Annotated in this window: 14 protein-coding genes and 2 pseudogenes; 2 read left to right on the top strand and 14 right to left on the bottom strand. The window is 51.8% G+C overall.

Features of this window, described 5'->3' with window-relative positions:
- Positions 1–107: 107 nt before the first annotated feature.
- The 7 genes and pseudogenes from DWZ44_RS09565 to DWZ44_RS09595 form a co-directional block, all read right to left on the bottom strand.
- Positions 108–731 (bottom strand): sugar transferase, encoded by a 624-nt coding sequence (locus tag DWZ44_RS09565; RefSeq protein WP_117804751.1) that lies wholly within the window; start codon positions 729–731, stop codon positions 108–110.
- Positions 728–2293 (bottom strand): polysaccharide biosynthesis tyrosine autokinase, encoded by a 1566-nt coding sequence (locus tag DWZ44_RS09570; RefSeq protein WP_158565863.1) that lies wholly within the window; start codon positions 2291–2293, stop codon positions 728–730. Before DWZ44_RS09570 ends, DWZ44_RS09565 begins: the two co-directional genes overlap by 4 nt.
- Positions 2247–3650 (bottom strand): polysaccharide biosynthesis tyrosine autokinase, encoded by a 1404-nt coding sequence (locus DWZ44_RS09575; protein WP_158565865.1) that lies wholly within the window; start codon positions 3648–3650, stop codon positions 2247–2249. The genes DWZ44_RS09570 and DWZ44_RS09575 overlap by 47 nt, the downstream gene beginning before the upstream one ends.
- Positions 3651–3661: 11 nt before the next feature.
- Entirely contained in the window at positions 3662–4537 is an 876-nt protein-coding gene (locus DWZ44_RS09580; RefSeq protein ID WP_117804754.1) for an immunoglobulin-like domain-containing protein, read from the bottom strand.
- Between the two features lie 26 nt (positions 4538–4563).
- Positions 4564–5352 carry a tyrosine-protein phosphatase gene (locus tag DWZ44_RS09585; protein WP_117804755.1) on the bottom strand — a complete coding sequence of 263 codons (789 nt, stop codon included), beginning with the start codon at positions 5350–5352 and terminating at the stop codon, positions 4564–4566.
- Positions 5315–6427, bottom strand: a pseudogene (locus DWZ44_RS09590) (UDP-N-acetylglucosamine 4,6-dehydratase family protein); the annotation flags it as partial. The pseudogene DWZ44_RS09590 and the gene DWZ44_RS09585, both read right to left, overlap by 38 nt.
- Before the next feature lie 63 nt (positions 6428–6490).
- On the bottom strand, positions 6491–6931 hold the full coding sequence (locus DWZ44_RS09595) for a hypothetical protein (RefSeq protein WP_147342473.1): 441 nt from the start codon (positions 6929–6931) through the stop codon (positions 6491–6493).
- 422 nt (positions 6932–7353) lie between these two features.
- Between DWZ44_RS09595 and DWZ44_RS09600 the strand changes: the two genes are divergently transcribed.
- Positions 7354–7752 carry a LytTR family DNA-binding domain-containing protein gene (locus DWZ44_RS09600; RefSeq protein ID WP_158565867.1) on the top strand — a complete coding sequence of 133 codons (399 nt, stop codon included), beginning with the start codon at positions 7354–7356 and terminating at the stop codon, positions 7750–7752.
- A 110-nt stretch (positions 7753–7862) separates the two neighbouring features.
- On the opposite strand, the gene DWZ44_RS09605 is transcribed toward DWZ44_RS09600, so the two are convergent.
- The 5 genes and pseudogenes from DWZ44_RS09605 to DWZ44_RS09625 form a co-directional block, all read right to left on the bottom strand.
- On the bottom strand, positions 7863–8522 hold the full coding sequence (locus tag DWZ44_RS09605) for a YkgJ family cysteine cluster protein (protein WP_117804759.1): 660 nt from the start codon (positions 8520–8522) through the stop codon (positions 7863–7865).
- 20 nt (positions 8523–8542) lie between these two features.
- Positions 8543–8683, bottom strand: a pseudogene (locus DWZ44_RS09610) (glycoside hydrolase family 2 TIM barrel-domain containing protein); the annotation flags it as partial.
- 114 nt (positions 8684–8797) lie between these two features.
- Positions 8798–9493 carry a tRNA (N6-threonylcarbamoyladenosine(37)-N6)-methyltransferase TrmO gene (tsaA, locus tag DWZ44_RS09615; protein ID WP_117804760.1) on the bottom strand — a complete coding sequence of 232 codons (696 nt, stop codon included), beginning with the start codon at positions 9491–9493 and terminating at the stop codon, positions 8798–8800.
- A gap of 207 nt (positions 9494–9700) precedes the next feature.
- Positions 9701–10120, bottom strand: a complete 420-nt coding sequence (locus tag DWZ44_RS09620) for a hypothetical protein (RefSeq protein ID WP_055227913.1) — start codon at positions 10118–10120, stop codon at positions 9701–9703.
- Between the two features lie 319 nt (positions 10121–10439).
- Positions 10440–11051: a DedA family protein gene (locus DWZ44_RS09625; RefSeq protein WP_117804777.1), complete on the bottom strand. Its 612-nt coding sequence runs from the start codon at positions 11049–11051 to the stop codon at positions 10440–10442.
- A 576-nt stretch (positions 11052–11627) separates the two neighbouring features.
- On the opposite strand from DWZ44_RS09625, the gene DWZ44_RS09630 reads away from it, so the two are divergent.
- Positions 11628–13088, top strand: a complete 1461-nt coding sequence (locus DWZ44_RS09630; protein WP_117802108.1) for a DUF1846 domain-containing protein — start codon at positions 11628–11630, stop codon at positions 13086–13088.
- Positions 13089–13173: 85 nt separating this feature from the next.
- Here the strand turns inward: DWZ44_RS09630 and DWZ44_RS09635 are convergent, their stop codons facing one another.
- The gene (locus tag DWZ44_RS09635) at positions 13174–13605 is read right to left on the bottom strand and encodes a cytidine deaminase (RefSeq protein ID WP_117760908.1); all 432 of its coding nucleotides are present in this window, start codon (positions 13603–13605) and stop codon (positions 13174–13176) included.
- 41 nt (positions 13606–13646) lie between these two features.
- The gene (gene udp, locus DWZ44_RS09640; RefSeq protein WP_055220432.1) at positions 13647–14423 is read right to left on the bottom strand and encodes a uridine phosphorylase; all 777 of its coding nucleotides are present in this window, start codon (positions 14421–14423) and stop codon (positions 13647–13649) included.
- Positions 14424–14520 lie beyond the last annotated feature (97 nt).

Consider the following 14520-nt stretch of genomic DNA (forward strand, 5'->3'; position numbering starts at 1 on the left):
CATCTTCCCATTAATATGCAATTACTTTTTTCATTATTTTCCAGTAATTTTCTTTCGTTTTCGACAGCCTCCACTCTGCTTTTACTTTTTTCTTCTCTCTTCCCCATTTACTGCCATCTGTTTTCCATCATTCCCTCATGAATTCCATCCTGCCGCAGTACCGCGCCGGCTGTCTTACAGAGGCATTCGAGATCCATTCCTAATGCAATGTGATGCACATAATATCCGTCCAGTTCCGCTTTCTCCCGGATCGGAAGTTCATCCCGCCCATGGATCTGTGCCCAGCCGGTGAGGCCCGGACGGACACTGTTTGCGCCGTACCGCTCCCGCTCAGAGATCAGATCCTCCTGATTCCAGAGCGCCGGACGCGGACCGACGAGCGCCATGTCGCCTTTTAAAATATTGAAGAGCTGCGGCAGCTCATCGAGGGATGTTTTCCTGAGAAAGCGTCCGACTCTTGTGATAAAGAAATCGGGATGGTTCAGCAGATGTGTCGGCATATCATGCGGCGTGTCGATACGCATCGTGCGGAACTTGTATATGTAAAAATACTGCCCGTTCCGGCCCACCCGCTTCTGCCGGAACAGCACCGGTCCCGGAGAATCCAGGCGGACTGCAATGCCGACTCCCAGCAGCAGCCACGATAATGCTGCCGTTCCCACAAGCGCCAGCAGACGGTCCAACAGATTTTTCAGATACTTTTGATAAACTCCTTTTTTCTTCTCCCTCATGCTTTTCCTCCCTGCTCCCTTGCTGTCCGGTCACTGTTCCGGCGTTCCTTTTCTTTCCCATAGCCGTACTTTCCGTAACCGTAACCATATTTTCCATACCCGTAGCTGCCATAGCTGCTGTATCCGTAGCCCGTCGTGCCCTCCTGCACGCCGTTCAGCACATAGCCGCAGACCGGAATCTGCGAATCCTCGAAAAATTCCAGCGCGCGCCGGACTTCCCGGTCTTTCGTTGTTCCCTGATGTACCACGAGAACTGCTCCGTCGGCAATTCCGCCGAACAGTGCCGCATCCGAAAGCACTCCGCACGGCGGCGTGTCGATGATCAGAAGATCGGCCTCTTCTTTCAGGCTTTCGATCATGGTCTTCATCCGTACCGAGCGCAGCAGCCCTGCAGGATTCTGCGTGCTTCCCGCTCCCGGCAGGATTTTCAGCGTCAGATCCCGGCAGTCGGTAAGTGCCTCCTCCCAATCCATCTGTCCCTTCAGCACGGCAGCAATTCCACGCTCTTTCCGTCCGATCAGTCCCATACACTTCATCACCGAAGGATTCCGCAGATCTCCGTCCAGCAGTACTACGCGGTATTTCTTCTTCGCGAACGCCTCCGCCAGGTTCACGGCAACCGTCGTCTTTCCCTCCCCCGGCACGGCACTCGTCACAAGAAGGACCGGACAGTCATTTTTTCCAATTATTCTGTCCTCCGTCCTTGTCCGGATCAGCTGCACCGCCTCTTTGAAGGCATCCGGCACTTTTGGATTGCAGATGGTAATGGTCTGTTCCTTTACGCTGCTTCTTTTTTTGATCTTCGCCTGCGGCAGATTTCCAAGGAATGCCGCATTTGTCAGCTTCTTAATATCATCCGCCCAATGGATGGTTTTTCTTGTTCTCACATAGAGGAACAGCAGCAGGAAGGCCGCTGCAAGTCCTGCTGCTGCACCATACGTGCCGGCCCGCAACGCATCCTGGCTGTTAACCGGCACTGCCGGAACACCGCTTTCATCCACCACCGTCAGTGTCGTCGCACCAATAATATACTCTGCCACCTCCGGATAATTCGTGATAACGGATTTCATCACCCGATACGCCGTCTCCGGTGACGCGTCCTGCACACGGATAGTAAAAAGATTGGTATTTTCCATCACGCTCGCCTGAATTTCTGATGTCACCGCCCCGATTCCAAGATCCCGCGCTACAACATCCTTCAGTACGCCGCTTGTCACAAGATACGGAAAGGTCTTTCCAAGCTGCTCTGCCGTTACATTATCGTAATAAGAATAACCGACCGCACGGTTCGATCCGACCACGAACGATGTATATGCCTCATAGACCGGCTGATACCGCAGCTTTGCCGTCAGAAAGGAGCCGCCTCCTGCAAGGATTACAAGTGCCAGCACACCAAAGAAAAATTTCTGGAACGCCTGGAAATACTCCGCCAGAAAGGCGATCAGATCTATTTTCTCTGGTTCCGCTGCGGAATAGGTTTCATACGTTTCTCTGTTCATGCTCTTTTGCTCCCTCTCATCGTTCTGCCCTGCTATAGGCGCCGTATCCGTAACCGTAACCATAGCTGCCTCCGATCCGCTCGCCGAATCCCGGATAAACATTGCCGAACACACAGCCGATGACCTTTTCTTCTTTCTGGTTCAGCGCGTCGATGGCATCGTTGATGTCCCGTGTCAGCACGCCGTCCTGCCGAACGGCAAGAACCGCACCATCAGCCAGCTCCACAAGCTCCTCCGCATCCGCGGCCGCGCCCATCGGCGGCGTATCCAGAATAATATAATCCATGTTTGTCCGGCACATATCCAGAATCCGCCGGAAAATTTCACCGCCGACTGCTTCCGACGGTTCCTCCAGCCGTTCCCGGCAGATGCCCATGTAAACATTCGTATCCTTATATTTTTCAAAAACGCTGGACGCCGGCTCCTTTCCGGCTGCTACCTGTCCGAAATCTTTTCCGGCCTTTTGCGGAAGTTCAAAAATCTTATACAGCGCCGGCTGACGAAAATCACAGTCCAGCAGAAGGACACGGTTCTGTTCCTCTGAAAGGGCAAGCGCCAGATTGGCGGCAAGCGTCGACTTTCCTTCATTTTCCGCCACACTGGTCACCAGCAGCACTTTTCCCCCTCTCCGGTCGAGTCTTCCGCGCACACGGGAAGCAATGCGCTTCAGGGATTCCACATAGGGAAAGCTCCGCGCCGGATTCGTGATCAGCATGGAGCTGTTTTTCCTCTTTTTTTCATGGTACACGGTTCCCAGCAGATCCGCATCAATCTTGCGGCCAAATTCCGTTTCATTTTTGACGGTATCCCGCAGAAAGGAAAAGAAGCCCACCAGCGCCGCCGTACCAAGCGCTGCCGCCAGAAATGCCATTGCAGCGTACTTTTCCGTCGGAATCCGATTCGACGGATTGTCGGAAACCTGCGGCTGCTGCAGTGTCTCCAATACTACATTGGGAATAATATAATCTGAAATGGTTGTGTAATTCTTCAGCACCGACCGCAGTACCCGAAAGGCTGTTTCCGGCGAATCGGCTGTCACGGAAAGCTCCATTAAATTGGATTCCGGCACAATTGAAGCGCTCATGTCCGCCGGAAAGGATGAGCATCCCAGCTCCTCCATCACTTTTTTCTTTAAAATATTGTTTTCCAGAATCGCCTGAAATTTCTGCGTCATCTCATACGTCGAAGAAAGGCTCGATGCTGCATTTGCATTCTCGCCGCGCCCCATCACGGCAAACGTGGTTTTCACCGTGTACTGATCCCGATGGACTGCCGTCAGCACCGTGTAGGTTATCATCGCCGCCGAACAGGCAATCAGAAGGATGATCCACCAGTTTTTTGCCATATCACACAGAATGCTCCGAAGATCCCAGTCTGCTTCGCCGTTCTGTCCGTTTCCTGTTCTGTCGTATTCTCCCATCTGGAACCTCCTCATTCATTGACGCAGACAATCAGGCGGATGGAGCTTGTCTGTCCCTCCTCCGATGTCACAGTATACGTTACTTCATAGACACCTTCCTTTCCGGTGTCAACCGGATTCTCTATGGAAAGTTTTTCTTCCCCGAGGATCTCGTCTTCCGCGGAAACCGCGTGAAGTTCATCGTCCTCTCCTTTTTCATACGTCATCTGATCCACATTCACCTGCTCCAGATAATCCTTCGGATCGAACGCCTGCTGCAGTTCCAGATGGATCAGATACTCGCTTAAGGTAATCTGCGGCTTTCCGCTCTCCTCCGCCGGGTCGTAGAGTTCCACCGTCACCGGAAGACTCGTCACATCACCGGCACGGTTGGCAGCAGAATACGTTACCTGATACAGCCCGGGCGTGCTGCTGATCTCATCCTGATACGAGAGCCGGATGCGGTCCGTAATCGTTCCGTCCAGACAATCCTCTGCGGAAAGTCCTTCCGTCAGGTCATCTGCATTCACACTGAACCGGAGCGGCCCATCCAGGGAAAAGACCGGCGATGTATAGTCGTTATAGACCATTTCCCGTTCCGCGTGGGTGACATTGTTGTCCGAATCAAAGGCAACGATGCTGATTTTCCGCCGCCCTTTTTCGATAAAGTTGGAAATATGTTCTACCGCAAGCGAATCCGTCACATCGCCGTCCTTCGCATCGTACGCCGTCACGCCGGACAGAAGCTCCGCCTCATCCGCGTGGATACTGACCGAAATTTCACTGTTATCCATTGAAATCTCTGGCCCTTTCCCGTCTTTTCCAGTTCGCTGCCGCATCAGGCACCCGCCAAACGCGAGCGATGAGGCAAGAAATAAAATCAGAACAGCCGCTCTCATTTTGTGCATATCCTTTTGATGTCTCCTTTCGTTTTTCAGACAAACCAGCGTCTTTTCCGCCTTCGTTCCGGAGACGACTCATACAGAACCGGCCGGTTCTCCAGAATTCTCCTTGGATTTACCTTCAGCAGAAGCTCCGCATACGATTCGCCGTACCACTCCGACAGAAATTCCCGGATCGGTCTCATGTCCGGTGTCCGGTAATTTGCGCGGTGGGCATCGCTTGCCGCACAGTCTGCCAGACGGTTTTCCAGCAGATACTGTGCTGTCCGCTCTGCTTCTTTTCCAAATCTTCCAAATACGCTTCCTTTGTTCATCTGCAGAACTGCGCCCATTTCCCGGAACTCATACAGAAGCTCCGGCGAATCCTGCACGCAGAAATACCGCTCCGGATGTGCCAGCACCGGGATCTTTCCCATGGCCGGAAATTCCATCAGTCGCCTTCTGATCCCGTCCGGTGCCATGTCAAACGGCACCTCGATCAGATAATAGCGGCTTTCATGAAGCGGTATCAGCTTTCTCTCTTTGATTTTTTCGTTAAGCGGCCCGATGCTCATAATTTCCATGCCGCGCACCAGGCTGATCGGGATGTGTTCCTTCCGGATTTCCTGTTCCAGACGGTAAAACAGCTCCAAAAGCTGCTCCGAATCGTAATTGACATACCCATCCTCCACGCCCTCGATTCCCGTCTGGTTTGCATGCGGTGTCACAGCAAGGATACGCACTCCGCTCTTTGCCGCAATTTCCGCCATCTCAAGGGATGTGGACAGATTCGGGGAACCGTCGTCAACCCCCGGCAGAATATGTATATGAAGGTCCGTCATGCTTCTTTTCTCCTTCGTACTGATATTCCGGCACCATTCTCTTTACCCTCTCGCAGATGTCCGGACATTCGTTTTCCGCCGCCCGCTCGAGTTCTTTCATCTGTTTTCGGAATACCGTCTCATCAAAAGCAATCTGCCGGCCGATAAAAATGCGGGTGTTTTCTGTCGTCTGCATCCCCTCCTCATTCATCAGCAGCTCCTCATACAGCTTTTCGCCCGGCCGCAGGCCAATGTACTTGATCTCGATTTCCACTCCCGGCTCATACCCGGAAAGGCGGATCATGTTTTTCGCAAGGTCCGCAATTCGGACAGGATCTCCCATGTTCAGGACAAAAATCTGGCCGTTTTTCGCATACGCGCCCGCCTCGAGCACCAGACTGACCGCCTCCGGAATCGTCATAAAATAACGGATGATGTCCGGATGCGTCACCGTCACCGGCCCGCCGTGCTCAATCTGGCGACGGAACAGCGGAATGACGCTGCCGTTGCTGCCAAGTACATTTCCAAAGCGCACCGCCGCAAACTCCGTGGTGCTGTGTTTTCCAATCGTCTGGAGCACCATCTCGCAGAGCCGTTTGCTCGCTCCCATGATGTTCGTCGGATTGACCGCCTTGTCTGTCGAAATCAGAATAAATTTTTTTACGTGATACCGGCTTGCCGTGCGCGCCGTCTTTAAGGTTCCGATCACGTTATTTTTGATCGCCTCGTTCGGACTGCCCTCCATCAGGGGCACATGCTTGTGCGCCGCTGCGTGAAAGACGATATCCGGCCGGTAACGGGAAAACATCGACTGCAGCCGCCGTTCATCCCGCACCGAACCGATCAGCACCGTCATGTGAAGCCTCGGGAACTCCCATTCCAGCGATTTCTGGATCTGGTATGCATTGTTTTCATAAATATCAAAAATGATCAGATGACCGACACCGTGGCCAGCTAACTGTCGGCAGATCTCGCTGCCGATGGAGCCTCCTCCTCCCGTCACAAGAACTGCTTTCCCCTGGACATAATCGAGAATCGCATCGAGATCGACGCGGACCGGATCCCTAGGCAGCAAATCCTCAATTTTAATTTTTTTTCTGATCTTTTTTTCTTCCTTCATAGCTCCCACTCTCATTCTATTCGACATCTTCTCCCGTTTTCAGGCATCCTGCTCCCGCAGACAGTCTTCGAGCAGATACAAAAGCTCCAGCGCCGAACGGAAACCGGCTTTCTGCTTTCCGCAGATCAGAAATCCCTGCAGACTGCAGTGCTGGCGGAACTGAATCTGAATGCTGACCATCCGCTCGGTTCCGGCCGGAAGCGTGGTCTCCTGCCGGTTTTTCATATCCTCCGTAAATTCCCATTCGTCTTTTTCTTCTTCCCGCAGGCTTCGCATACAGCTTCCCGCATCCGGCATACCGAGCAAATCATAAATCCGGTTCATCCAAAGCAGCATTTCCCCGTATCCCGCAAACGGAACATCGTAATGCAGAAGCGGCAGGCGGATCACACCTTTGGAATGGCTTCCGTTCAGCTCCTGAAAACATAAGAATAATGCTGCATCTGCTGTTGTATGTACCTTTTCTCTGATTTCTTCCATTTCTTTCCTCATAATCTTCTCCATCTGCTCTTTGTATTTCTTTTTATAGTAATGTTATATGTAATATTTATTTTTGGAATATTATACCAAATCTATCTCACATCGTCAATCTGCTTATGCCTCCTTTTCTTTCGATTTTCACTTTCTTTTCTGTGTTTTTTCTACATGGAGTTTGCTTTTTTGATCTTTTTCGAGTTCTGGTGTCGCGGTGCGTCACTGTTCGTCGAACGATTTTATCAGAAGTGAGGCCTTTCGGCTTGAATGAAATCCTGTGGATGTGCTAAACTACAGTTTGTAATCGTATGATCGTTCCTGTAATGATTTCATAGTTACAGTATCATGTTTTCCTGCGCCGGACAACCGCTTCGACGTGAACGGCTGCACATCGACGCAAACGGTAAGTAATTCAGAAGGTGGTAATTTTGTATTCAGAGTTGATTTTTCCATTGAATTCCAACGATCCGGTTCTTCTCGAAATTCCGGTCATCATCACACAGGGCGCCTCAGAACGAATCCGGTTTCCGCTGGATGATCTCATCTATGTGGAGGCCTGTCAGCACCGGCTGATTCTGCATACCGTTCAGGGTGACTTTTCAACCCGGTGCACATTTGCCGGCCTGACGGTATGTCTTGCCTCAACCGGCCGTTTTTTCCGCAACGGAAAAGGTCTGCTGATCAATTTCTCCCACGTTGCGCTCGTGCAGGCAACCGGCGAGGTTCTGCTGAAAAACGGACAGACCGTCTTCTGCAGCCGCAGACGGAAGCGTGAAACCCGCGAAGCCTTCCTCGCTTATGCCAGAACACTGTCTCGCCGCTTATAATATGATTTTGATTTTCTATGTCCTGCAGCCTTTGATCCACCGATACAAAGAACAGCAGCCTCTGGTTCTGTTTTCGAACCAACGGCTGCTGTCCTGTTTCTGTTTATTTTTCAGTTTTTCCCTGCCGCTTCCATCCGCGCCGCAAACTGCGCATAGAAATCGGTCTTTGTGTCATACGGAAGCAGATAAAACAGCTTCAGAATTCCCATGCTGATCTGCTGCCGCAGCGCGTCATCCTCTGTCCGGCGCGCCTCGTTCTGTTTTTTTTTCAGATAATAATGCCATTCGTTCGTAAACGCTTCATACTTTCCGAGCTCCGGCGTGTCGAGCCAGCGGCGGACTTTGACTTTTGTCTTATTCTCCTTCGGACATTCGCTGACCTGAAGAAAATAGGAAAACGTTCCGTTCTCATACAGCCGTCCCAGCGGAAACATCCGGCAGAAGCCCGGCCGCGCATCGTGAATGCTGCACCGGCCCTCATCATTTAAGAAACTGCACTGGTCTGACTGCTCCGTCATTTTCAGATGCGGCAGAATCACACCGTCCACTACGCGGAGTGAAATATATCCCGCCGTCAGAATCTCCTCCATCGTTTTGCCGAGTTTTCTCTCGAGCCGGTAAAGATCCATCGGGTCGAGCACAATCGAGTCGCCCATCCCGCGGCAGCAGGCGGAGCATCCGCGGCAGTCGTCGCAGCCCACTTTTACCATGTCATTCGCTCCATATCGTTTTCCATCTGAAATCTTGTCTATATCTACGTTCCGTTCCATACTTTCTTCCTGTCTGTTCTTTATTTTTTATACTCAAAATCCGGAATCTGATGCCATCTCTCCCGGAAATAATGTGCCGCCAGTTTCGGCTTGCGGTCACGGGTGAAGATTCCCTTCTTGTTGCCCTGCACGCGCAGGAGACTCTGGCTCGTCGCAAAGTCCCAGATGCCCGAAAGGTCACTGACAAACCGGGACGGTGTCATACTTGGATATAACATACTTTTGTTTCCTCCTTCTCCATTTTTCTTGTATATCCCCCTGTTTTTCCTGCCGGTTTACGTTCCGGCGCGCTCTGCCCCCACGACATGCAGCACCTGGTCCTTTATCTGGAATTTGATTTCCATTCCCGCAAAGGAAAGCCCGTAAACGCGCTCTTCACTGTTCTGATACGATGGGCGCGGGTCCTGCTCCAGCACTTTTTTCAGTGCCTCCCGGCGGTCCGCCGGAATTTTTTCCAGCAGCTCATCCGGAATTTCAACGGGAATAAAGTATTCCTTCGTCTTTTCCGTAAAGCTGCCAAGTGCCTCCGCATGGCTGTCCACATGCGGCAGATACGGTTTGATGTCCAGAATCGGCGTACCGTCCATCAGATCTGCCCCCGACAGATGAAGCACCGGCCCGAGTGCCGGATGCTGCTCCACACGCTCCAGCTTTACCGAAGAAAGCCCGATCGGATTGGGCCGGAACGGAGAGCGCGTTGCAAATACACCGACCCGCTTGTTTCCGCCAAGCCGCGGCGGCCGCACCATCGGTGACCAGGTGTCGCGCACAGCCTCGGAAAACTCCCAGATCAGCCAGAGATGGGAATATTCCTCGATGCCGCGCAGCGCATTCGCATCGCGGAACTCCGGTTCAAAGACGATCGTACTCTTTAATTCTTCAATCAGCCCGCTCTGCCGCGGAATCCCGAACTTTTCCGGGAAATCCGTGTGGATCCGGGCAATCACTTTCACTGCAATTTCTTCTGCCAAAACGTTTTTCTCCTTTATCCTTACCAGACTCTGAATAGGTTTATTCTAACATTTTGCCGGAAAAAAGTCCACCTGCCAGCCGGCGGTTGGCGGAAAAGTGTCAGAAAAGGACGGATTTCTCATAATTTGCAAATCCGTTTTTCTATCCTATGACCGCAAAAAAAGAACAGGAACCGTTTTGCTGTTCCGATTCCTGTTCTCTCCTCTTTATGCTCCAAGTTCCCGCATGCCTTTCAGCAGTCCTTCAATCTGTTCTGCTATTTCTTTTACTTTCGCTTCCAGTCCCAGCAGTTCCTGGCGGTACATCTGATTTTTCTCTGTCGTATCAAAAGTATGTACCGTCTGAACCAGAAACGCTCCCGCCTTCGGCTGAAGTTCATCCGGCAGGTGCGTTTCCTTTAAGCGGATCCGAAAGCTTTCCAGGTCATTCCCTGCAGCCCTTAAATACTGATTCATGTGGATCCCTGTGTGGCGCATCATCGCTCTGCCCTCGCCGCGTACCTTTGCGTACGTTCTCTGGCTTTTGGCTGCGTACAGTGTCATCTGTACATACATCAGACTGGTCAGTGCCTTTTCTCCGGTCATTGCTGTTTCGTATAATTCTTTTTTCACTCTCTCGCTGCTCATACATTCCTCTTTCCGCCACTTTTGTTCCGCTGGCAACGGTTTGGATTGCTCCGGCAGTTCATGTTGTCTTTGGTATTCAGGAGCATAAAAAAAGACTCCTATCATGACGACTGCCACAATAAAAGTCTTGCGTTCTCATTTGATACGGACGTCTCTCGACATCGGCTGACGATTTCAAACCCACCCGGGATGCGTTTTTGTTTCCCGCGGCGTTTCGCTACTCCCTTTTACTTGTTGATGTGTATATTAGCACACTTCCTGTCGAATTGCAAGTATATTTTTTGCATTTTGTCCCTCATTTCATGCAACTTACGTTTTTTCATTTGTGTTTCTTCCTATATAAATGCACCGCCGGAAAGCATACCGCTCCGGCTGCCAGCACGAGAAAAACGATATCTGCATACATCTTCACATATCCCGCCGCCTGCTCCCACGCCACACCGACCGCAGCACCGGTTCCGACGAGAAGAATGTTCCACACCGTGCTTCCGATGATTGTAAACAGCAGAAATTTCGGCATCTCCATCCGTGCCATCCCGGCGGGGACGGAAATGAGGCTTCGGATGATGGGAATGCACCGGCCGAACAGAACGGCCCGCTGGCCTTTCTTCTGAAACCATGTAATCGTTTTCCAGGCATCCTCCGCGTGAAATCCGAGAAACTTCATCGGGCGGCTGTCGAGCAGTTCACTAAGGCTCTCCGGGCTGACAAGCGTTCCCGCTCCATAGAGAACCAGCGCCCCGAGAAGCGATCCTGCCGTGGATGACAGCACAACGCCCGCCGGATGCAGACGGGTGCATGTCGTCAGAAAACCGCCGAACGTCAGAATCACCTCGGAGGGAATCGGCGGAAAGACATTTTCCACGGCAATCAGAATCAGGACGCCGACATATCCAAAACGGTTGACCATATCCAGGATTACGTTCTGCAAGCTTTCTCCGTTCCAGCAGCTCCGCACCGTTTTGAGACCTGCGGCGTTTTCCCGTCTCTGCTCCGCGTCACGGAATCGCTGCTTTTTCCTTCTTCCCCTGCATTCTATGCACCGCTGCCCCTCTGCATGACCCCTTTTTCCGCCAAAACTTTCCTCTGTTTACGATTCCGTCAGATTTTCTTTGTTTTGTTTTCATCTTCTCTTCAGAAAAGCTTTATCTCATGTACACATTCTGGTCACAATTTTTCCGTATACTAATCTCATCAACAACGAAGGAAACAAACACAAACCTCCATCGTTTTTCTATAAATTTTAACCAGGAGACAGCAAAGCACCCTTGGAAGCATGTCTCCAATGCCAACCTTTCTAATAGATAGATTTCTTTTTCATACCGCCGGGGCCCTAACAAGTCCCGGCCTCTCTCCTTTTTAGGAGATTTTTTTATTTTCAGCTCTTTTTTTCCTTAATTTTCTAAAGTTCCCACGATAATTTTTTCTTGCACAGGACTTTTCCGTATAGTAAAATGAAAACAGTTGTTTTTAACAGACACCATGGATAAAAAGGGAGAAAAATACCATGAAGATTGGATTTGACAATGAGAAGTACCTGAAAATGCAGTCTGAGCATATCCGCGACCGCATCAACCAGTTTGACAACAAGCTGTATCTGGAATTCGGCGGAAAGCTGTTCGACGATTTCCACGCATCCCGCGTTCTTCCGGGCTTTGCACCGGATGCCAAACTGCGCATGCTGATGCAGCTCTCCGACCAGGCTGAGATCGTAATGGCGATTTCCGCAGCCGATATTGAGAAAAACAAAATCCGCGGCGACCTCGGCATCACCTATGACAGCGACGTGCTCCGTCTGATTGATGAGTTCCGCGGACGCGGCCTCTATGTCGGCAGTGTTGTCATCACGCAGTATTCCGGACAGCACAGTGCAGACGCTTTCAAGAAGAGACTGCAGAAGCTCGGCATCCCGGTTTACATTCACTACACGATTCCGGGCTACCCGCATAATGTGCCGCTGATCGTGAGCGATGAGGGATACGGAAAGAACGAGTACATCGAGACAACCCGCCCGCTCGTTGTCGTTACCGCACCGGGACCGGGAAGCGGAAAGATGGCAACCTGCCTTTCCCAGCTTTACCATGAGCACAAACGCGGTGTAAACGCCGGCTATGCAAAATATGAGACCTTCCCGATCTGGAATCTGCCGCTGAAGCACCCGGTCAACCTGGCTTACGAGGCTGCTACCGCCGATCTGAACGATGTCAACATGATCGACCCGTTCCACCTCGAGGCATACGGCGTGACAACCGTCAACTACAACCGTGATGTTGAGATTTTCCCGGTTCTGCGCGCGATCTTCCAGCAGATTTTCGGCGAGAGCCCGTACAAATCCCCGACAGACATGGGTGTCAACATGGCCGGAAACTGCATTATCGATGATGAGGCATGCCGCGAGGCTTCCCGTCAGGAGATCATCCGCCGCTACTACACTGCTGTGGACGGTATCGCAGACGGCTCCCGCTCCGAGACTGAGGCTTACAAAATCGAGCTTCTGATGAAACAGGAAAACATCGTTGCCGCAGACCGTACCACCGTTTCCCCGGCTCTTGTTCGTGCCGAGGCGACCGGCGCACCGGCCGCTGCCATGGAACTTCCGGACGGACGCGTCATCACCGGAAAGACCGGCGATCTGCTCGGATCGAGCGCGGCGCTTCTGCTGAATGCATTAAAAGAGCTCTCCGGCATCGACCATGACGTACATGTTCTCTCACCGGAATCCATCGCTCCGATCCAGACCCTGAAAACCAAATACCTCGGAAGCAAGAACCCGCGTCTTCATACCGACGAGGTTCTGATTGCGCTGTCTGCTACTGCTGCACAGAGCGAGGATGCACAGAAAGCACTCTCCTGCCTGCCGCAGTTAAAGGGCTGCCAGGTGCACTCCAGCGTTATGCTCTCCGATGTGGACCGCAAAATGTTCCAGCGTCTGGGATGCGATCTGACCTGTGAGCCGAAATTTCAGTAAATAATTTTTATATCTTGGACATAAAAATCCAGGGCATACGGTACTTTCCGTACCTGCCCTGGATTTTTTCTTTTCCGGCTTCTGTTTATAAATTTTCTTTTCCGAATCCCATTGGCAGCAGCTCCTCGAGTGTCATTTCTTTCCAGGAACCGTCGCCCTTGCAGAGAAGGACGAGAAATTCGTTCGGATCAACGAATTCCCGCAGCACCTGACGGCAGACACCGCACGGTGTGCAGAAATCCTCCGGCTCTGCCTCTCCCGGGCCGCCGCAGACGGCGATCGCGTCAAATTCCGTTATGCCCTCGGATACGGCTTTGAAGACCGCGGTGCGCTCCGCGCAGTTTGTCGGTGTATACGCCGCATTTTCAATGTTGCAACCGGTATAAATCGCTCCATTCTTTGCCAGAACCGCCGCGCCTACGCGGAATTTCGAATACGGCACATACGCAAATTTCCGCGCTGCCAGAGCCTGTTTTACCAGCTCCTGTTTTATTTCTGTACTGATTTCCTGTTTCATATCCAGCATCCCCTTTCCAGTATCCCCTTATTTTTTCTTTCTTATTTCTGATCTTCCCGGATCAGAATCCGCAGTGCCTCGATGGCTACCTGAATCGCACCTTCCGTATCGTGCGTAATGTGGTTCTCCATGCCGCGTTTCACTCTCTCCTGATTTCCCATCACAAGAAAATCCGATCCGGCACGGACGCCGCGGGCACTTGCCACGATAAAGAGTGCCGCCGATTCCATCTCTGACGCTTTGCATCCAAGCTTCATCCATGCATCCCATTTTTTCAGCAGCTCATCGCCGACCGGCATCTGCTCCGGGTCGTGCTGGCCGTAGAAGGAATCCTTGCACTGTACCACGCCCGCATGCCATTTTTTCCCAAGATTCTTTGCCGCCTGCACCAGCGCATTCGTCACGGTAAGGTCTGCGACTGCCGGGAACTCGATCGGTGCGTATTCCTTTGACGTTCCCTCCGCACGGATCGCTCCCGTTGCCACCACGATATCGCCGCCCTCTACATCGAGTGCCATACCGCCGCATGTTCCGACGCGGATAAACGTATCGGCGCCGCACTGGATCAGCTCTTCCATCGCGATGGAAGCCGACGGACCGCCGATGCCGGTAGATGTAACGGAAACCTTTACACCGTCCAAAGTACCCGTATAAGTCACAAATTCCCGGCTGTCTGCGACGAGCACCGGGTTCTCAAAGTAAGCTGCAATTTTTTTACACCGTTTGGGATCTCCCGGCAGAATCACGTACCGTCCCACATCGCCTTTTCGGATCTGCAGATGATACTGCAGCCCTTCTTCTCCTGAATAATTCTGCATATGCAAAAACCTCCTTTGTATTTTCGTATTCTCATAGTTCTATTTTACCACAGGCCGTACCGCAAATACAAGGCTTGACACCATTTCACCGCCCCTT

Origin of the sequence: Blautia sp. AF32-4BH (assembly GCF_003460565.1) — a bacterium.
In the GTDB taxonomy this organism is placed as follows: Bacteria; Bacillota; Clostridia; order Lachnospirales; family Lachnospiraceae; genus Fusicatenibacter; species Fusicatenibacter saccharivorans.